The following is a 19,736-nucleotide window of genomic DNA, read 5'->3' on the forward strand; positions in this document are numbered from 1 at the left end:
AATAGAAAAGCACACAACCCAATAACGAATAACCAAATAACAAATAACCAAACAGGAGGAAAAATGGCTAAGGAAATGATGAATTTCAATCTCCCCCAGGAGGATAGCTCCATCATCAAGGTGATCGGAGTGGGTGGAGGCGGCTCCAACGCTGTCAACCACATGTACAAACAAGGCATTCGAGGTGTCGACTTCGTTGTCTGCAATACCGACCAACAGGCGCTCGATACGAGCCCGGTTCCGAAGAAGATCGCGTTGGGATCGAGCCTTACTGAAGGCCGTGGTGCAGGTGCGCAGGCCGAAGTGGGCCGCAACGCTGCCATCGAGAACCTTGACGACATCAAGGAAGTGCTCGAGAACAATACTAAAATGGTGTTCATTACCGCTGGTATGGGCGGTGGTACCGGAACAGGTGCCGCTCCTGTGATCGCAGAAGCTGCGCGTGAGCTTGGCATCCTGACCGTTGGTATCGTTACCGTTCCGTTCACGTTCGAGGGCAAGAAGCGTAAGCTTCAGGCCGATGCCGGACTGGAAGAGCTGAAAAAGCACGTGGATACCGTGATCGTGATCAGCAACGACAAGCTGCGCGAGATGTACGGAAACCTGAAACTGAGCGAAGCTTTCGGACAGGCCGATGACGTATTGACCATCGCGGCAAAAGGTATTGCCGAGATCATTACCGTAGAAGGTTATGTGAACGTGGATTTCGAAGACGTTCGCACCGTAATGACCAGCTCTGGCGTGGCCATCATGGGTTCTGCAACCACTTCAGGTCCAGACCGCGCCATCAAGGCCGTGGAGCAGGCATTGGCCTCACCACTTCTTAACGACAACAACATCTTCGGGGCGAGCAACATCCTCCTTTACATCAGCTCTGGCAACGAAGAGGTTACTATGGACGAGGTGGCCGAGATCACCGACTACATTCAGGAAGAAGCAGGCATGGATGCCGATGTCATCTGGGGTAATGGCACCGAAGAATCGTTGGGCGATCAACTGACGCTGACTATCATCGCCACTGGTTTTTCAGGCGAGAAACTGGAGCGTGTAACGGGCAAGGAGAACATCATTCGCCACACGTTGGACACACGTCCTAAGAATGTGGTAACGCCTCCTACGCCAGCGCCAACCGCTACTCCTACTCCAACGCCTACACCAACGCAGAACACCACGCCAACCGAGCCAGAAGCGAAAGCCTCCGTTCCTTCCGGTCTCTCCGCGCGCCCTGTGTTGATGAATCCGAACCTACAGCGCGAAGTTGAGAACAAGCCGCAGGCCGAATTGATCACTCCTCCTACAAATGAGACCACTTCGGAAACAACTGACAACGTTATCAAATACACGCTGACGGACGATACCGAGGAAGAGGAGAAACAGCCGCCATTGATGGCTTTCAAGGTGGATGAGGAAGATGAGGAGATCAATGCGTTCCTGGAAGCAGAGGCTCCTGAGATGATCGGTATCAAGGAAGGCGAAGAATTTCCACTTTACGAGGAAGAGGAAGACGAGGATTATGAGGACGAATTCGAAGTGGCCGCGTCATTCGATACCGAACTGACCATCGAATCAACTGAGGAAACCTTCGAAGAGGAGTTTGAGGAGAACGAACTTCCTACCATGGAAGAGCAGGAAGAGGAGACCGAAGAAGAAATTACCGAGGTTCCAACATTCTCGCTTTTCAAAAAGGAAACACTGCTTTTCAATGAGGAAGAGGATGAAGTGGAAGACACGAAAGACGACAATGTCGTTACCACCGAAACAGCCACGGAGTTCGAATTCGAACTGAAGAAGCCAGAGCCAACGGCTGAAACTGAGGTGACCAAGTTCAGTTTGTATGACGATTCGCCAGAGACCAAAGCGAAAGCCGAGGAGAACCTCACAGGCGAGCCGAAGCTCATTACGCGCACAGAAACGTTTGCCGCTTCCAAGGTGGAAGATTCATTGGATGCAGAGGAAATGCAGCGCAAGCAGCAGGAGCGCATGGAGCGTCTGAAGAACATGAACGCGCGTTTCCGCAGCCCGACCAACCTGGCCGAGTTGGAGAACGTTCCTGCCTTCAAAAGACGTAACGTAAGCTTGGACGACACGCCACATTCATCCGAAAGTTCGGTAACGCGCTACCAAGTGAGCGACACGGACGAAAACGATGAGAACGGCAACAAGCGTGGCGGCCTCAGCGATGGCAACTCGTTCCTCCACGAGTCGGTCGACTGATAAGACCACTTCCGCCCATCACCCTTTAAAAAGGGCGGGGGATTTAAAAGAAGCAATCTCCACAACGGAGGTTGCTTCTTTCGTTTTAGACGCTTCCTTCGTCAGCGAAGCAACCGTTTTTTGTTTCCCCGAGGAACGAGGGGTCTCTACCTTCGTATATTCGTAACAGAGATTATGGGCGTTGACAGCCGGCCCGACTCGATAAGCAAAAAAGGGAATGGTCATTTAGAAAACTGATACCATAGATGGGACATTCATTCCAAATTGTTGACCGGGAGATCAGACGTTTAATTGTGTACATCGGTGTTTTGGTCTCACTTGTCAGTTGTGATGCCGGACATTCTGGTCATGTTGAAGAAGTGTTTCCATGGGACACTATTCCACTGCTACCCGATTCAGGAATTCATGATTCTCGGAGTGGGTATTATAAATGGCTTTACGATGATGGTAAACTATGGGAAGTGAGTAGCTATTGTAATGGAAAACGAAATGGAATTAGTCTTGAGTTCTTCAATACAGGACAATTATCAAAGTATTTTGTTATGGTAAATGGGAAAATTAAAGACGATTGCATGTTTGACATTGAAGGAAGTCCTATATTGACAATCTTTGATAGGGCATTTTATTTTTGTCAGGAAGACACGATACCCTGTGAGGTTTCCAACAGGGTTGATAGTATTTTCAGAAAATACGAGTCCGTTTCCAAAATAGACTGGGAAGTGTTTTTCAAAAACAGAACATGCGACTGAGTGCGTCATTGACCTTGGTTGCCTTGCAGATGTTGACGCTGATGGTCGGCATGTCGGTATCGCTTGTCAGTTGTAATGCCGGACATTCCGGTCATGTTGAAGAAGTGTTTCCGTGGGACACTATTCCCACACCAGCTGATTCAGGACTCCATAATGTTCAAATCGGTTTTGCTAAATGGCTTTATGATGATGGCAGTTTAATACGGCAATAACCCATTGCGATGGAATCGTGAATGGGGTTACTCTTGATTTTTACAAGAACGGGCAACTGGCTAAGTATAGGATTTACAGCAATAAAAAGATTCGTGATTATTGCTTGTTTGATAAGGAGGGGAATCCCATTATTGTAGTATTTGATAGGGTTGATTATGCCTGTTGGAAGGACACCACCCCGTGTGAAGTTGCAAACAGGGTTGACAGTATTTTCCAGAAATACGAGTCCATTTCCAAGATAGACTGGGAGGCGTTTTTCAAGAACAGAACATGCGACTGAGAATATCTACGGTTGATCACCTTCGTATATTCGTACACATTCGTAATTCGATACCCTTCCGTGAAACGCAACTGGTTCTACATCCCGCTCATCATCCTGTTCATTGCCTTGGCGTGGTACTTCCACACCATCATCGCCTACATTCTGGTGGCAGGGGTCCTTTCGCTCATTGGTGAGCCGATCATCCGTTTCCTGCTCAAGCTGCAGTTCAAAGGCAGGCAAATGTCGCGGGGGTTAGCGGCCAGCCTCACCATTGGTGGACTGCTCTCCTTCTTCGGAGGTGTGATCAGCGCATTCATTCCCATGGTGGCCGATGAGGCCCGCAAACTCTCCGATGTCAACACACAGGAGGTGGTGAATAACGTCCGTGGCCCCATCCGCGTGGCAGAAGACTACATCAACCAGTTTCAGCTCACCGAAGTACCCATCATGCTCGAATCAGAGCTCAAGCACATGCTCACCAACCTCTTCAACATTTCGGCTGTGGGCGATAGCGTGCAATACGCCTTGGGCCTTACGGGCGACATCTTCATCGCCTTCTTTGCCATCACCTTCATCACCTTCTTCTTCCTCAAAGATCAAGGGCTTTTCAAGAACATGATCATGACCCTCGTGCCAGACAGGCACGAAGAGCGTTTCGGCAAGGTGCTGCACAAGAGCAAGGAACTCCTCACCCGCTACTTCATCGGGGTCATCATCGAGGTGGCCATTGTGATGAGCATCGTTTCCATCGGACTGGCCATTGTTGGGGTTGACAACGCCATGCTCATCGGCTTCATTGCGGGCCTCTTCAACGTTATTCCGTATGTAGGACCGATGATCGGGGCCGCTGTGGGCATCACCATCGGACTCAGCACCAACTCCGCAGGTCTCGACCCAGCGGGCATGCTCAGCCTTACAGGCCAAATGGCCTTGGTGTATGCCGTGGCACAGCTGCTCGACAATATCGTGCTGCAACCGCTCATCTACTCACAGAGTGTGAAAGCCCACCCGTTGGAGATATTCCTTGTCATTCTGATGGCGGGCAACGTGGCAGGCATTGCGGGTATGATCCTCGCGGTTCCCACCTACAGCATTGGCCGCGTATTCGTGGGTGAGTTCTTCAACCAGTTCAAAGTGGTTAAGGCGTTGACGAATGAGGTTTGACTGAACCTTTTGTCATTCCGAGGAACAAGCCGAGGAATCTTACCTCGCAGTTCGAGCAATGACCAATAACCCTTTCCTTGGTTAGAGACAATCCTACTGTCTATACAATCAAATGCCTTTAGCATCGTTCAGAGGTCGATGCAAAACTTACCCCATCCCCTAATGGCATATTCCTTATTGCAGTTCAAGCGTAAGCGGCTTCTACAGACATTCTCATGGCTTTTGCTGTTTATATCAATTTCTGGCTGTTCCGTTATTGAGAAACACATCAACCTGACCATGGATTCGCCCATTGGGAATTGGGCGCAGACCAAAAACAAAAATTTCAAGCGGAAACTCACATGGAAATCGGTTCACTACCCATGGAGTTCGTATGTATATCATAATTGCGACAGCAACGCTGCGATTGGTTTCTACTTTTCCAAATGCCCAAAAGTTCTTTTCATCGGTCCTCCATTACTGCCTGTTTTCCACAGAACTGGCAATAGACAGTATTATCAATACGAGGAGTTGCAAGTGAGGCTGGTGCTACATGGCAAGCCAACCTGTCCGACCGACAGCCTACTGAAATGTGTTCATTTTTTCTTCAATGACTCAATCGAACCACTCAATCCCGCACAAGTGATTCCTTGCGAAACACGCCCTTCATACACGAGGGAGAATGATTATTTCTGCGTGGACGTAGCAAATGGCAACCCTTACGTGGTCGACCTGATCTTCAAACGAGAACCCGATAGCATAAAGAAGATAGCGATCAGATTTGACCAACGGTTCAACACGTACCTAAATGCTGATTTCTCCGATCTGGTACTCGATAAAAAAGACCAGACCAAGTATTACCCGATCGGTTACGTTCCGTAGCAATCAAAAAGGCTTCTCGATTGTGGTGAACTGTCTTGATGATCCTCGCAGTTCCGACCTACAGCATTGGCCGCGTATTCGTGGGCGAGTTCTTCAACCAGTTCAAGGTGGTGAAGGCACTTACGAGTGAGGTTTGACCACTCCTGTTGTCATTCCAAGCGAGGAACGAGCCGAGGAATCTTACTTCGCAGTTCGAGCAATGCCCAATAACTCCTTCATTCGTAAGAGACATTTCGCAGTTGATACAATCAAATGCCCGACCAAGCAGCATAAACGATACCCTGAACGAATCCAAAGGATCAAGTAACAACCACTTCAAACCCATTCCATTCCCAATCCCGAAAGGCTCCGTGCCAACTTCCCCTCTTGAGAGGTTAGGGGTGTGTCCTATTATCATCTCAACCCAACCCCACTCCATTCAACCGTTGAAAACCGTCAAATACTTATCCGAGCACATCATCGGCCTCGGAATTCAAATCGGGCTACCCGCAATACGAAGTGACCGCCAGAACGGGGCGCGGAAGTGGAGCGTAGCGTAACGGCTTGGTCCGTTCAGGTTGTGAAGTAGTTGCGGGTCGATGAGAATTCCAAGCCTTGATCTTTTGGTTCTTTTCAATCAAGAGAAAAGAACGATAAGAATCCTTCCAACCAACCCCACACACCAGAACAACCGCCTCGATCATCTCCACGATCAGCCCTCCCCGCTTCCAAACAACTGCTTTTGGCTTCCCAACCACCGCTCTCGGTTTCCCGAACACCAATTTATGTTTCCCGAACACCAGTTTTGGTTTTACAACCACCGCTTCTGGTTTCAAAACAACTGCCAACGGTTTCACTGCAACATCTCTCGGTTTTTACATCACCGCACACTGCTTCCCAACCACCGCTATCATCACCTCAAACAACCCATCTCCTCAGTATCTTCGTACTGAACCCCGATCAGCAGCCTCATGCGCCTCTTCATCACCTTTTTCATTTTTCTTTTCTCCTTTTCATCCCGATCTCAAAGCCTCTTCGTCCACACCTATGGCACCGCCTCGGCCGAAGAGCGCGCCTTCGATATGGTCATCCTCCCCGACCACAGTATCATAACCGTTGGCGACCGATACGAAACGTCCACCTTTGCCCGCACAGGTTACTTGCTCAAAGTGGATGCAGATGGAAATGAGCAATGGAACCGCCAACTCTCCAGCAACGCAGAGCTATACGGAAGCAGCATCTGTCTGCTTCCCAACGGGAACGTCTTCGTGGCAGGCTACGATTATGATGTTCCGAATAGGAACTTCGGCATCGTGGTGGCCGAATACAATTCCAGCAACGGACTGCCCGTTTACCAGCACACCCACGAGTTCGGCAAAGATGCAGAGGCGCGAGATGTCGTTCCCATGGCAGACAATGGCGCCATCGTGCTTTCAACCTACGAAGACGCTTCTACCAAGACCAACATGCTCGTACGTTTCAACTCCGATGGCGATACGCTGTGGACAAAGCTCGTGGACCCCTACCCAGGCAAGGAAGACCCGAAGGAATTGCAGCTGGTATCCAACGGATTGGTCATCACAGGCTCCGTACATAGCGGTTCTTCCGATAATGTCCTCATCATCGGCACCGATATGGACGGCAACATCCAATGGCAGCAGGAATACACCTCCTCAGGTCTTGAGTTCGGGGAAGCCATTACTCCCAATCCGTCCGGTGGTTACTACGTGGCCGGAACAACCAACGACATTGGCAATGGAGGGCTCGATCTGTTGGCCATGAAGGTGGATGCATCCGGCCAAGTGCTGTGGCGAAAGGGATTCGGTCGCAGTGGCAACGAGTTGGGTTACGATGTGGCCCTGATGCCTGATGGCGGAGCCGTATTCACAGGCTCGCTTTACCCCGCAGATACCGCAAGCTTCCGCGATCTGGGCCTTATCCGCACCAATGCGGACGGTGATACGCTCTGGACGCGCTATTTCGGTGGCGTACGTACCGAAACAGGTTACGAAGTGCAGGTGGATGGCAACACAATTGTCGTTTGCGGCAAAGCCGATGTCAACAACTCCGAAGACATTATCATCCTACGTGCCGATTTTGATGGCAATGCGGCCGTAGGCATCCACGAGACCACGGCAGAAAACCGTTGGAACATCTACCCAAACCCGTTCACAGAATCCATCAACATTTCATCCAACTCACCTGCCAACCGACCCATTTCAATGGAGGTCCTCGACCTTTCAGGACGGGTACTATCCCGATCAACGGTCACCCACCGAACTTCGCTCAACCTTGCATGGCTGCCATCAGGCACCTACCTCCTCCGAATCGAGAACATGTTTACCACACCGATTGTTAAAATCCAGTAAAACCACACATCACACAGGGAAGATTCATTAAACTTGTCGCCCTCTTATGAATTACGTTCGTTTCATAGCCGCTACCATTGCCGCCTGGCTCATTTTCACGCTGGGAGGGGTGCTATGGCATGAAGTGATCTTCGAATCCTGGTACAACGAGTGGGTTTTCGGCATCGAGCGCATGCAGATGCCCATCGCCTATTTCCTCATCACCCACGCCATGCGCGCATTGGTGTTCGTGTATGTATATCACATGCTCTACAAGGGCGGAACGCCACTCGCCAAGGGGCTTAAGTTCGGTTTCCTAATGGGAATCCTCACCGGACTCACCGTTACCAGCTACTATGGCGATTTCAACATCACCTCACCTGGCTGGGCGCTGCTCGAATTCATGTACAATATAATTAGAGCCTTGTTCGTGGGTGTTTCCACCGCTCTCATCATCGGAGAACGCAACCGCGAACCGATTCCTTGAAAAGGATGTGCAATTGACAATTAGCGATTGGCAATTTTCAATTTAGTTTCCCAGTTGCTGATTCAGGATTTTTCTCCGCGTCTCTGCGTCTCGGTGTGAGATAGAACATACGTCACCTGCTTGAAGAACACCAAGAATCTGTAGTACTCAACCGTCTCCACCACCAGCCCATTCCTTTCAAACAGTTCCCTCCACTCCGCATCCGTTCGGTTGGTGTGCGGATGTCCGAAGAACTCCCAATTCACCAAGCTGTCCGTAAACCACGTAATGTACTTCTGAAAAGGATTCTCATAAATGTCCTCCATAATGATAATGCGATGAGAAACACGCTTTGCTTCGCGAACCAGTTCCTCCGCATTCGTGGTATGATGAAGCATCGTTATCAACTGACACACATCGAACTGCCTGTCTCCGAACGGGAACTTCGCCCCATCATAAACCTGCACATGCACATCATTGAACAGGCTTTTGTCTTCAATATCGATTGCCGACAACTTCATTCCCTCCTCATTCAGCAACTTCACCAACGCCCCATTTCCAGCACCGATGTCCAGCACACTCAGTTCTTGTTGCTTCCCCGAACGCAGTGAGGGGTCTCCCTCCAACAACTTGAGTGGTTCTTGACTTTCCGAGCGTAGCGAGGAATCTCTATCCATCAACAACGGCAACAACCGCTTCCGCTTCACTTCTGCCCTGCGCAACGCCCACCATCGCTGCAACGGTCGCAGCAACCCCAATTCAAACCCAAGCCACACGTAAACCGGCACATACTCTGCGGCCAGCAACCATCCATTTTCGTGAAAATCTGTACTTCCGTAAACGTGATACGAGAGCGGTATCAGCATCAGCCACACCAACGCAAACCGATACTTCACAAACGGAAGAAATGCAGCTAAAACTGCGATGTACCACGGGTGCACCGTTGTGGCAAAGGCATAATAAGTGAACCACGCCAACAGCATGAGCTTCGGCAAGCTGCGCATTTCCTTTTCCTTGTTCAGTAAGGCAATGAGCAGAATAATCAACAGCACCACCCGAGGCAACCACACGGCCGTTTGCCCGATAATGTTGTAGCCGACCACCCAAAACCCGACCGACCGGATCAGGTGATACAAACTCGGATTGAACTCAAAGTTGGCGAAGTACAACCTCAGCGAAGCGGAAACATTCGCAAGTAGATCTGGCGTCCAGAACGGAATGAATAGCAGCCCGGTAACAAGCATGGCGATGCCTCCATAGATTGCCGTCTTCCACCAACCCAATCGCTTGATGTAGAACGGCAGGAACAGCAGCGGCAACAGCTTAGTTCCTATACTCAGGCCAAAGGCAATGGCAGACAAAGCCCCACCCCTAACCCCTCCCCAAAAGGGAGGGGAACTGACACTTCGACCCAACACTCGCTTGCCAGACTCTCCCCTTTGGGGAGATGCCGAAGGCAGAGGGGTTTTCTCCCCTCCTGGAAAGAGCCTGTCCTGAGCTTGTCGAAGGAAGGGGCTGGGGGAGGTCAACAACCACAAACTCAGCAAAAGGAAGAAAACCATGAAAACCTCTCCATGCAGACTTCCAGCAAACTCAATGATCACCAACGGATTCAAGGCATACAGCATCAAGTTCCGCGTATTGAGTCTCCACGCTTGCAGCAACTTCCAGATCAATAGCATGGAACCGAACTCCGCCACTAATACAAATCCGCGAAGCGCGATAACAGAAGAGAGCAACTTGCCATCGCCCAACCACACACTTGCCGCAAAAATGCTCTGCAGAACGGGCGGATAGACCGAATAATAATCGGGCGAATTGAGTTGATGCAGCATTTGCCCGAACGACTCTCCTAAACCTGCTTCCGCCCATTCATTCGGAACAATCGCATAAGGAGAGATTCCTTCATTGGTCAACATGCCATCCCAGAGATAACGGAACACATCATCCGACAATTCGGGAAACGTCAACAGGTAGATGCCTCGGAAAAGCATTCCAAGCGCAATCATCCGTTTCACCGATATTTCCCGATCGGCCCACTGTATCAGAAAGATCAGCCAAAGGCCAGCGAATGACCACAGCACCGCTGGCGTATTGAACCGGTCAATGACAATGGCAAACGCCAAATGCCACTGGAAGACCGCAAACATCAGGAGTTTATGCACCCATCGCGGCAGCATCATACCCGAACCACGCTATGCTTGATGGAGTAGAACGTGATGCCCGCAAATCCGAGCATCAACAGCAAATGAAAGGGCAGAAACGCGTAGTACCCGACCTGCACCGCCCAAACAATGGCGCCCAGAAAGTAGATGGCCAACAGCGCCTCAAACAGCACGATCATCGGTGGGCGCGATATCATGTATTTGTTCTGTTTCACATCGGTCCGGTCCCCCACAATATTGAACTTGGGCGTTCGGATAAATGGCGAGCGGATGCCCAGGTAACCCTCCGATACCGCAATGGTATTGTACAGGGAAAGCCCCATCGACAAACTGAGAAAGATCGGAAAATAAAGAATGAACCACCCTGTGGTTTTAGCTGCTGACCCGTACCGCTGCCGAATGGTTGTCCAATAGAAACCCGACAACAGAAAGAACCCAAGGAAGAACACCGCTGCGTACTTCATCAACTCAGCAGCCAACCCTTTACTGGCCATGAAATAGAGCAACGGAACGCTCACAAAAGCAGCCAAGAAAACACAGATGAAAATCCCCGTATTGAACAAGTGGAACAGCGCATGAAACTTGACGTGCAGTGGCAGATTCGCTTTCATCACATTGATGAAATTCTTCCGCGCCACTTCTGCCCCGCCCTTGTTCCAGCGGTACTGCTGCGAGCGCACCGCCTGAATGAATGCAGGAATCTCTGCAGGCGAAGTCTGCCCTTCCAAGTACTTCATTTTCCAACCTTTCAGCTGCGCGCGATAACTCAGATCAAGATCTTCCGTCAGCGTTTCGGCACTCCAACCACCAGAAGTTTCAATGCATTCGCGTCTCCAAATCCCAGCCGTTCCATTGAAATTCATGAAATCACCATTGGAATTCCTTCCGCGCTGCTCAATGGTAAAATGCGCGTCCAGCGCCATAGACAGCAGTTTGGTCAGCAGGTTGTAATTCCGATTGAGATGCTCCCATCGTGTTTGCACCAATCCGATGTTCTCATTTTGAAAATACGGCAAGGTCTTTAGCAAGAAGTCTTTCTCTGGTAGGAAATCCGCATCGAAAATGGCGATGAATTCTCCTTTCCCAATCTCTAATCCATAAGCCAACGCACCTGCTTTAAAACCCGTTCGGTCTGCTCTTCGGATGTGTTGTATGTCCAATCCCGTTTCGCGAAGCTCAGCGATGAGCTTTGCCGCTACTTCCACGCTTTCATCGTTTCCATCATCAAGCACTTGGATTTCCAATCTGTCCAGCGGATAGTCCAATTGCGCCACACGTCTAATGAGGCGCTCCACCACGTACAACTCGTTGTAAACAGGTAATTGAACAGTCACGAAAGGAAGTTCCGCAGGCAATTCGGGTGTATCTGTTTCTCCTTTTCGCTTCGAACGGAGATAGAGCATGGTCAGATGACCTTGCGCCAAACTGTAGACCAGAATAGCCAGCAGACAAACGATATAAATGACCAGAAGAACGTACCCCAAGATCATGCAACCAGAACTTTCGACCACCCCCAACCCCTCCTTTCCAGGAGGGGAGTTGCGCGTCCCTTAAACGCTTGATCAGAGAACCAACTCTCCCCCTTGAAAGGGGGAGTACCGCGTAGCGGGGAGGGGGTCATTTCCATCATTCAAAGGTATTTGAAAAGGGTAAGAATGATCTTGTATCCTGCACCAACGGCCCCCTTTACCGTACCCGAGACTTTTGACTCTCCAATGCGAATACGGTAATCGACTGGAACTTCTACACTTCGGAGTTTCTGTTTGGCAGCTTTTATCTGCATTTCCACGGTCCAGCCGTAGTTGCGGTCAATCATATTCAATTGCAACAGACTTTCATATCGAATGGCACGGAACGGACCAAGATCGGTGAACTTCACTCCGTAGAACAATCGAAGCAAAACCGTAGCCAACCAATTGCCAAAAACCTGCTGTGGGGTCAGACTTCCACTCTCCGATTTCCCCAACGCACGGGAACCAATCACCATATCTGCCTCTCCATCCAGAATTGGTTTTACCACTTCTGGCAATTGCTCAGGATAATCGGAATGGTCACCATCCAAAAAGACAACGATGTCGGGTTTTACTTCCTGCTGCGCAATGAATTCCATTGCTTTCAAACACGCGTTTCCGTAGCCTGGTTCGGGCTGAAACACCACTTTCGCTCCATGTTCCAGCGCAACTTCACCCGTTCTGTCCGTTGAGTTGTTATTCGCCACCACCACATTCCGAACCCACTGTTTAGGAATTTCATCCAGCACCAAACCGATGGATCGCTCCTCGTTGTACGCAGGAATAATGACATCAATGACCGGACGCTCCATCATGCCACAAAGAACTCAGAAATTGAATTACGATTCGGTGAGTTCGCTCACCGCAGCAGTCTTCTGACTTTCCATCAGCGCTTCCATGGCTCGCTGAATATTGGTGAACTCCGCTTCGCGTTCCACCTCCTTCGCGTCCAGTTCCATAACGGTTGCCTCGATGGAACCGTCCTCTGCAAAACCGATCTTCCGCGTAAACGCAGCATTTTCCTCAAAGCCAATCATCACGCTCAGAGCCGCGTTCGGATTCCGCTTCATCGGACGGCTAAGCGCCATCACAAAAAACCGTTGGCTTTGATTCTCTGTCTCGAAACGGTGACAATATGCCTTAGGCGATTTTCCAAGGTCATTGAATATCTGCTCATCCGCCCAAGTGCGGCAGTAATTCTCAAGCAAGGTGATCTTCTTCGGATTTCGCGTTCGCGAGAGGTGCAATTGCTTCTTCAGTGAAGTTTCTTGCTGTTCCTTTTTGTGGTCGAAACGCATGAAGAACATGCCGCTCAACCCAAAGTATTTTGGAATAATGTTGATGAGGCGCAGCATGAACATCTCTGGCGAACTGTTGTATGTCTCCAGAATTCGGAGCAACGCATCACCATCCCATTTCTTAGCTGCGAAAAACGGCTCCAACTGCGAAACCAGATCCTCAGGAGAAATGAGCAATGCTCCAGCGAAATAACTCGCGCGACTGTTGTTCAGCACGTGGTCGAAACTCGTGGCACGCGGCCAAGGCGTCATCAACGCACGCTCACCGCTCATTTCCAAAAACTGGTAACCAAGCTCCTTCGCGTACAAAAACGCCTTCTGGTTTTCCGCCATCTTGGCGTTGATCAAGATCTTCTTCGCATCCTCAATAAACACTGAACGGATATGCGTTAACTCTGGGAATTCGTTCAGGTCATTCTCCTCCACACGGTAACCGAATTGATCGAGCAAAATATTGCGCAGAACTTCTGATGGAATGTTGCCGCTTGCAGGCAGATCATACTCCTTTCTAAACCGCTCAGCTTCTTTCTCCAACTCCTCAAAATAATTCTCGTGCATTTCCTGGTACGAGCGCAGCATCGCGAAGTAGAAATTCTCCTGCGTGAGATTATAGGTGCTCGAAATCTGCGCAATCGTGCTGATGAAAGCGGTAACCTTCGAAGGCGCACTTGCAATGATCTCAATGAGTTTGCCTTTGTCAATACCGAAAAGATCGAGCGGAAGTTCCTCCAGCAATCGCGAATTCAAAACCTCGCCAACTGGTGCCAATTGCTTATCGAGTTTCAGCGAAACGAGCTTGTCGTAAGTCACGTCCAGCGCATTAGCCAGCGTAGAAATTTTCTCTGCTTTTGGGTATTTCTTACCCTTTTCAATCTCATTTATATAGGACACGGAAAGCCCTGCTTTCTCAGCCAATTCGGTCAGCGAAAGCTTCTTTGCCGTGCGGAACTGCTTGAGTTTCAGCCCGAAAATGAGTTTGATATTTTCTTCGTTCAGCGACACTTGATATAGCTGCAGATTGAACATTTTTTGGCCACAGAGGCACAGAACACACAGAGGATATTCACAGAAAAACTTCTTTTTCTTCTGTGAAAATCTGTGTTTCTGTGGCTATTTCATGTCTCATTCTTAACCAACAAAATTACAATTAACTATGCCGCGAAATTCAACTTTCGATGAAAATTCACAATTAGCGAAAATTCGCTGGATAAGTGAAATTCATTTATACCTTTGCACAAAATTCAAAGCATGTCAGAACTAACCGTATCGCTGGAAGGCGTTGAAATCAAAGGAGAGATCAAAGCAGGATATGATGAGATCCTGACACAGGAGGCGTTGGAATTTGTGGTGAAATTGCACCGCGCTTTCAATGGCCGTAGAAAAGAATTGTTGGCGGCACGTCAGGTGCGTCAGAAGGAGATCGACAACGGGAAATTCCCGGATTTCCTTCCTGAAACCGCTCACATCCGCGAAAGCGAATGGACGGTTGCGCCACTTCCAGAAGACCTATTGGATAGAAGAGTGGAGATCACTGGTCCGGTTGACCGTAAGATGGTGATCAACGCATTGAACTCAGGCGCCAAGATGTTCATGGCCGACTTTGAGGACAGCAACTCCCCTTCTTGGGATAATAATGTCAATGGGCAGATCAACTTGCGTGATGCAAACAAACGAACCATCACGTTCGAAAACCCAGCCAACGGAAAGAAATATGCGCTGAAAGACGAAATAGCAACCTTGCTCGTCCGTCCGCGCGGATGGCACCTGTTGGAAAAAGGATTGATGATCGATGGCGAGCCATGTTCTGGTGGTCTGTTCGATTTCGGTCTGTACTTCTTCCATAACGTGCATCAATTGTTGGAAAACGGTAGCGGTCCTTACTTCTACCTTCCAAAAATGGAAAGCCATTTGGAGGCGCGTTTGTGGAACGATGCGTTTGTGATGGCGCAGAACGAATTGGGCATCGCGCAAGGAACCATTAAGGCAACTGTTTTGATCGAGACCATCCTTGCTTCTTTCGAATTGCACGAAATTCTTTGGGAGCTGAAAGACCACTCTGCGGGCTTGAACTGCGGGCGTTGGGATTACATCTTCTCGTACATCAAGCGTTTCCGCAACCACCCAGAATTTGTGGTTCCGAACCGCGATCAGGTGACCATGGCATCTCCTTTCATGGATGCTTACTCTCGTCTGGTGATCCAAACATGCCACAAGCGTGCGGTCCATGCCATGGGCGGAATGGCGGCTTTCATTCCAATTAAAGGAGATGAGGCGGCCAACGCTGCTGCCATCGAGAAAGTGCGCAACGACAAGATCCGCGAAGCGAAAAACGGCCACGATGGAACGTGGGTGGCGCACCCTGGATTGGTTCAGGTTGCCATGGACGTTTTCAACGAATACATGCCAGAGCCGAACCAAATTACCAAGCAACGAACGGAGACCATTACTGCTGCCGACCTGATTGAAGTTCCAAAGGGAACCATCACGGAAGAGGGCGTCCGCAAGAACATCAATGTGGGTATTCTTTATATCGAAAGCTGGTTGCGCGGAAACGGTGCTGCTGCCATCTACAACCTGATGGAGGATGCGGCAACAGCCGAGATCTCAAGAACGCAGGTTTGGCAATGGATCCAGCGTGGCGCTGAAATGGAAGATGGCCGAAAAGTGACCTACGCAATGGTTGAAGGCTTCATTCCAGAGGAATTGAAAAAGATCGAAGCGTATGTTGGAAGCGATGCTTACGCCAACGGAAAATTCGAATTGGCAACGGAGCTTTTCAAGAAGCTGGTTGCAACGGAGGAGTTCGAGGAATTCCTCACGTTAAATGCTTACAACTATATCTGAACCGAATAAAATGAACAGCCACAGAAGCACAGAATACACAGAGGTTTTCTCAGAAAAACCTTCTTTTTCTTCTGTGAAAATCCCCGCCTGCCGGACGGGCAGGTGTGCATCTGTGGCTTAAAAAATTTCAATCACAAACTCGATAATCAACAAGAATAAAGATGAGTAATTCACAAACCAGTTACGTTTCTGCTTTAGAAACAGTAAAAAACCTGAAAGCAAAGTATGGCGATGCTTGGGGAGAAATTAACCCAGAGCACGCAGCGCGCATGTACACGCAGAACCGTTTCAAAACGGGATTGGACATTGCAAAATACACTGCCGCTATCATGCGTGAGGACATGGCTGCTTACGATGCAGACAACTCAAAATACACACAATCTTTGGGTGCATGGCACGGGTTTGTGGCGCAGCAGACGATGATCGCTGTGAAGAAGCATCACAAGACAACGAAAAGACGATACATCTACTTGTCTGGTTGGATGGTTGCTGCGTTGCGTTCTGAGTTCGGACCGCTTCCAGATCAATCCATGCACGAAAAAACCACGGTACCGCATTTGATCGCAGAGATCTATGATTTCTTGAAACAAGCGGATGCAACTGAGTTGAACGACCTTTTCCGCAGAAAAGCTGCTGGCGAAGATGTTCAGGATCAGATTGACAACTTCGAAACGCACGTAGTTCCAATTATCGCGGATATTGATGCTGGTTTCGGTAACGAAGAAGCTACTTACCTTCTTTCGAAGAAAATGATCGAAGCGGGTGCTTGTGCCATCCAAATTGAAAACCAGGTGTCTGACGCCAAGCAGTGTGGTCACCAAGATGGTAAAGTAACCGTTCCGCATGAGGATTTCATCGCGAAGCTGAACGCAATCCGTATGGCATTCTTGGAATTGGGCGTTGAAGATGGAATTATCGTTGCACGTACCGATTCTGAAGGAGCAAGCTTGACACAGAAATTGCCTGTGTCTTTGGAGCCAGGAGATCTTCCTTCTCAGTACTTGGATTTCGTTGATGCTGAAGAGGTAACTCTTGATGAGGTGAACGAGAACGATGTATTGCTGAAACGCAATGGCAAATTGGTTCGCCCAGTACGTTTGCCTAACGGTCTTTACAGCTTCAGACCAGGTACGAACATCGACCGCGTTGTATTGGACTGTGTAACTGCTTTGCAGCACGGTGCCGATCTTCTTTGGATCGAAACTCCAACGCCAGATGTTGAAGCGATCGCTGCCATGGTGAACAGGATCAAGGAGCAAGTGCCTAACGCCAAATTGGTGTACAATAACTCTCCTTCTTTCAACTGGACCTTGAACTTCCGTAAGCAGGCCTACAAACGTTGGGAAGCGGAAGGCAAAGACCTTTCTGCATACGATGCTAACGATCTGATGAACGCGAAATATGATGATTCTGAATTGGCCATTGAGGCAGATCAGAAGATCAGAACATTCCAAGCAGATTCATCTCGAGTGTCTGGTATTTTCCACCACTTGATCACGTTGCCAACTTACCATACAACAGCTCTACACATGAACGACCTTTCTGCAGGTTACTTCGGAGAAGAAGGCATGTTGGCTTACGTAGGTGGTGTTCAGCGTCAGGAGATCCGCAAAGGCGTTGCTTGTGTGAAGCATCAGCGCATGGCAGGTTCTGACCTTGGCGATGACCACAAAGAGTTCTTCGCTGGCGACAAAGCCCTGAAGGCTGGTGGTGCCAAGAACACTTCAAACCAGTTTGAGGTAGCTCACTGATCAGAATAGTTTTTTGGTTAACAGGAAAGGGCGGGATGCAAATTGCACCCCGCCCTTTCTAATTCTAACTAATCGAGATCAGTATTCCCAAAGATCCGATTCCATGACGAAAATGTCATCCTTAATGCGTTCTGCCTCCAACATTTGGTCAAGTCCATTGAGTGTATAATCGGCTATCTGTCGGTCATACACGTTCTGAATCTTGTAGATATAGGAGCCAAACATCCGTTTCCAGAACACATCATCAAGTGTCCATCTTGCGGCATCATTGTGCCGATTGAACACATCCACATTGGCAAAGATGTTCCTCGCTTCAGGAAAGTAAACCCAGAACATGGGTTCTTTGCCCCTGACCTCGCCAGTTTCCGGATCGATATTGTCGGCTACAGGCTGAATGCCGATGATGCGAACATCCATGACCGAACGTTGCTTATCGAAGAACCATTCCTCCTTAAGACGAATTTCCTTGACACGACCAACGTCAAACGGTTCTTCTACTACTACAAGCTCAGGTTCGTAAGGAGGCAACTCACCTTCCATCCAAATGCTATCAATCCTTACCAATCTTCTATCAATCTCTGCGCTGGTAAGTGTTCTCGTGAATTCGTCATCCAACGGGTCGTAAGCAGTTAAACTTCCTTCATCAACCGATTCAATAAGAACTTGCACCAAACTTCTACGATCCTTTATCGATTCGGTAGGAAAATAGAATGGATGGTTCATCTTTTCTCTCAGATCCAATTTTCGCCAAACGCGTGTTGCCCACATTACATCAGCTTCTCGCAAATGTGCATACGGAATCGGATCTCTTGTGAGGTTCTTGTCTCTGGGGAATACCCCGTCACGAATATTCTGGGCGAATGATGATGGTAAAACTGCGGTTGTTAGCAGCAAGCATAGAACGTTAACATTAATTCTCATGGCTCTGGATTTTGGTGGTTACTTATATCATAACGCCAAACCAGACAACCATATTTTGTACAACTGTTTACAATTCAGTCATTTGTAAACAAAAAGGCCGAAACTGTAATCAGTTTCGGCCTTTTCCTAACTCAATTTAACTCTTAGTATTCCCAAAGATCATGCTCAAGGATAAAGATGTCCTCCTTGATACGTTCAGCCTCCAACAACTGATCGATACCATTCAGCATGTAATCAGAGATCAAGCGGTCGTAAACGTTCTTCTCCTTGTAGATGTAGGAACTGAACATTCGCTTCCAGAAAATATCTTCCAGTGTTCTTCTTTCGGCATCGTTCTGACGATTGAAAACCTCAGCACTTGCAAAGATGTTTCTTGCTTCAGGGAAATACACCCAGAACATCGGCTCTTTACCACGAATCTCTCCTGTTGTTCTGTCGATATTGTCAGCTACAGGCTGGATACCGATGATACGAACATCCAACACGGATCGCTGTCGGTCGAAGAACCAATCCTCCTTTAGACGAACTTCTTTGACGTTCGCAGGGTCGAATTCCTCCTCGATCACGGTCATCTGCAAATCGTATGGAGGATCTGGACTCTCGATATACTGCGTATCAATGAAGCTCAACTTACGCTCAATTTCCGCCTTGGTCAAAGTCATTGTGAACTCGTCATCCAAAGGATCGTAGGCAGTCAGACTACCTTCACGAACCGCTTCGATAATAACCTGAGTCAAACTCCTACGATTCTTAATTGGCTCCGTAGGGTAATACAATGGAAGATTCATCTTCTCCCTCAGATCAAGCTTACGCCAAATACGAGTTGCCCACATGACATCCGCTTCTCGCAAGTGCGTGTAAGGGATGACCTTTCTTGTAGGGTAATGTTCTTTTACATAAACACCATCCAGTACATTCTGAGCAGTAGCGTTCATGGAACCCACGGCACCGAACGCAATCGTCAATATGATGAGCAACTTTTTCATGGCA

16 protein-coding genes are annotated in these 19,736 nt (G+C 48.9%); 9 read left to right on the forward strand and 7 right to left on the reverse strand.

Translation table 11 applies throughout. The features are described from left to right. Positions 1–78: 78 nt before the first annotated feature. The 5 genes from ftsZ to GC178_04685 all read left to right on the forward strand — a co-directional run bounded on the left by ftsZ (position 79) and on the right by GC178_04685 (position 5,463). Positions 79–2,214 (forward strand): cell division protein FtsZ, encoded by a 2,136-nt coding sequence (gene ftsZ / locus GC178_04665; GenBank protein ID MBI1286852.1) that lies wholly within the window; start codon positions 79–81, stop codon positions 2,212–2,214. A gap of 245 nt (positions 2,215–2,459) precedes the next feature. Then, positions 2,460–2,963 carry a hypothetical protein gene (locus tag GC178_04670; GenBank protein MBI1286853.1) on the forward strand — a complete coding sequence of 168 codons (504 nt, stop codon included), beginning with the start codon at positions 2,460–2,462 and terminating at the stop codon, positions 2,961–2,963. Beyond that, entirely contained in the window at positions 2,954–3,175 is a 222-nt protein-coding gene (locus GC178_04675) for a hypothetical protein (GenBank protein ID MBI1286854.1), read from the forward strand. Before GC178_04670 ends, GC178_04675 begins: the two co-directional genes overlap by 10 nt. A gap of 293 nt (positions 3,176–3,468) precedes the next feature. Beyond that, complete coding sequence (locus GC178_04680) at positions 3,469–4,602, forward strand: AI-2E family transporter (GenBank protein ID MBI1286855.1); 1,134 nt, start codon at positions 3,469–3,471, stop codon at positions 4,600–4,602. 162 nt (positions 4,603–4,764) lie between these two features. After that, entirely contained in the window at positions 4,765–5,463 is a 699-nt protein-coding gene (locus tag GC178_04685) for a hypothetical protein (protein MBI1286856.1), read from the forward strand. Positions 5,464–5,945: 482 nt separating this feature from the next. Here the strand turns inward: GC178_04685 and GC178_04690 are convergent, their stop codons facing one another. Further along, complete coding sequence (locus tag GC178_04690) at positions 5,946–6,299, reverse strand: hypothetical protein (protein ID MBI1286857.1); 354 nt, start codon at positions 6,297–6,299, stop codon at positions 5,946–5,948. Between the two features lie 114 nt (positions 6,300–6,413). On the opposite strand from GC178_04690, the gene GC178_04695 reads away from it, so the two are divergent. Together GC178_04695 and GC178_04700 are read left to right on the forward strand one after the other, a co-directional pair. After that, positions 6,414–7,811 (forward strand): T9SS type A sorting domain-containing protein, encoded by a 1,398-nt coding sequence (locus GC178_04695; GenBank protein ID MBI1286858.1) that lies wholly within the window; start codon positions 6,414–6,416, stop codon positions 7,809–7,811. 46 nt (positions 7,812–7,857) lie between these two features. Further along, complete coding sequence (locus tag GC178_04700) at positions 7,858–8,277, forward strand: hypothetical protein (GenBank protein ID MBI1286859.1); 420 nt, start codon at positions 7,858–7,860, stop codon at positions 8,275–8,277. A gap of 62 nt (positions 8,278–8,339) precedes the next feature. Here the strand turns inward: GC178_04700 and GC178_04705 are convergent, their stop codons facing one another. The 4 genes from GC178_04705 to GC178_04720 form a co-directional block, all read right to left on the reverse strand. Then, positions 8,340–10,439 (reverse strand): methyltransferase domain-containing protein, encoded by a 2,100-nt coding sequence (locus tag GC178_04705; GenBank protein MBI1286860.1) that lies wholly within the window; start codon positions 10,437–10,439, stop codon positions 8,340–8,342. After that, positions 10,436–11,911, reverse strand: a complete 1,476-nt coding sequence (locus GC178_04710; protein ID MBI1286861.1) for a glycosyltransferase — start codon at positions 11,909–11,911, stop codon at positions 10,436–10,438. The genes GC178_04705 and GC178_04710 overlap by 4 nt, the downstream gene beginning before the upstream one ends. A 140-nt stretch (positions 11,912–12,051) precedes the next feature. Continuing rightward, on the reverse strand, positions 12,052–12,744 hold the full coding sequence (locus GC178_04715; protein ID MBI1286862.1) for a glycosyltransferase: 693 nt from the start codon (positions 12,742–12,744) through the stop codon (positions 12,052–12,054). Positions 12,745–12,771: 27 nt separating this feature from the next. After that, on the reverse strand, positions 12,772–14,256 hold the full coding sequence (locus tag GC178_04720; protein ID MBI1286863.1) for a helix-turn-helix domain-containing protein: 1,485 nt from the start codon (positions 14,254–14,256) through the stop codon (positions 12,772–12,774). 222 nt (positions 14,257–14,478) lie between these two features. Here GC178_04720 and aceB point away from each other — a divergent pair, with 222 nt between their 5' ends. Both aceB and GC178_04730 read left to right on the forward strand, forming a co-directional pair. After that, positions 14,479–16,074 (forward strand): malate synthase A, encoded by a 1,596-nt coding sequence (aceB, locus tag GC178_04725; GenBank protein ID MBI1286864.1) that lies wholly within the window; start codon positions 14,479–14,481, stop codon positions 16,072–16,074. 161 nt (positions 16,075–16,235) lie between these two features. Continuing rightward, positions 16,236–17,825, forward strand: coding sequence for an isocitrate lyase (locus GC178_04730; GenBank protein ID MBI1286865.1), 1,590 nt, complete (start codon positions 16,236–16,238; stop codon positions 17,823–17,825). 78 nt (positions 17,826–17,903) lie between these two features. Here the strand turns inward: GC178_04730 and gldN (GC178_04735) are convergent, their stop codons facing one another. Both gldN (GC178_04735) and gldN (GC178_04740) read right to left on the reverse strand, forming a co-directional pair. Next, complete coding sequence (gene gldN, locus GC178_04735; protein MBI1286866.1) at positions 17,904–18,746, reverse strand: gliding motility protein GldN; 843 nt, start codon at positions 18,744–18,746, stop codon at positions 17,904–17,906. Between the two features lie 143 nt (positions 18,747–18,889). Then, positions 18,890–19,732, reverse strand: a complete 843-nt coding sequence (gldN, locus tag GC178_04740; protein MBI1286867.1) for a gliding motility protein GldN — start codon at positions 19,730–19,732, stop codon at positions 18,890–18,892. Between the last annotated feature and the right edge of the window lie 4 nt (positions 19,733–19,736).

It is taken from the genome of Flavobacteriales bacterium (assembly GCA_016124845.1).
GTDB lineage: Bacteria > Bacteroidota > Bacteroidia > UBA10329 > UBA10329 > UBA10329.

What these genes read in the sequence shown, in the direction of transcription:
- ftsZ (MBI1286852.1), top strand. Translation starts at nt 79, where the DNA reads ATGAATTTCAATCTCCCCCAGGAGGATAGCTCCATCATCAAGGTGATC.
- GC178_04670 (MBI1286853.1), top strand. Translation starts at nt 2,460, where the DNA reads ATGGGACATTCATTCCAAATTGTTGACCGGGAGATCAGACGTTTAATT.
- GC178_04675 (MBI1286854.1), top strand. Translation starts at nt 2,954, where the DNA reads ATGCGACTGAGTGCGTCATTGACCTTGGTTGCCTTGCAGATGTTGACG.
- GC178_04685 (MBI1286856.1), top strand. Translation starts at nt 4,765, where the DNA reads ATGGCATATTCCTTATTGCAGTTCAAGCGTAAGCGGCTTCTACAGACA.
- GC178_04695 (MBI1286858.1), top strand. Translation starts at nt 6,414, where the DNA reads ATGCGCCTCTTCATCACCTTTTTCATTTTTCTTTTCTCCTTTTCATCC.
- GC178_04700 (MBI1286859.1), top strand. Translation starts at nt 7,858, where the DNA reads ATGAATTACGTTCGTTTCATAGCCGCTACCATTGCCGCCTGGCTCATT.
- GC178_04705 (MBI1286860.1), bottom strand. Translation starts at nt 10,439, where the DNA reads ATGATGCTGCCGCGATGGGTGCATAAACTCCTGATGTTTGCGGTCTTC.
- GC178_04710 (MBI1286861.1), bottom strand. Translation starts at nt 11,911, where the DNA reads ATGATCTTGGGGTACGTTCTTCTGGTCATTTATATCGTTTGTCTGCTG.
- GC178_04715 (MBI1286862.1), bottom strand. Translation starts at nt 12,744, where the DNA reads ATGGAGCGTCCGGTCATTGATGTCATTATTCCTGCGTACAACGAGGAG.
- GC178_04720 (MBI1286863.1), bottom strand. Translation starts at nt 14,256, where the DNA reads ATGTTCAATCTGCAGCTATATCAAGTGTCGCTGAACGAAGAAAATATC.
- aceB (MBI1286864.1), top strand. Translation starts at nt 14,479, where the DNA reads ATGTCAGAACTAACCGTATCGCTGGAAGGCGTTGAAATCAAAGGAGAG.
- GC178_04730 (MBI1286865.1), top strand. Translation starts at nt 16,236, where the DNA reads ATGAGTAATTCACAAACCAGTTACGTTTCTGCTTTAGAAACAGTAAAA.
- gldN (MBI1286866.1), bottom strand. Translation starts at nt 18,746, where the DNA reads ATGAGAATTAATGTTAACGTTCTATGCTTGCTGCTAACAACCGCAGTT.
- gldN (MBI1286867.1), bottom strand. Translation starts at nt 19,732, where the DNA reads ATGAAAAAGTTGCTCATCATATTGACGATTGCGTTCGGTGCCGTGGGT.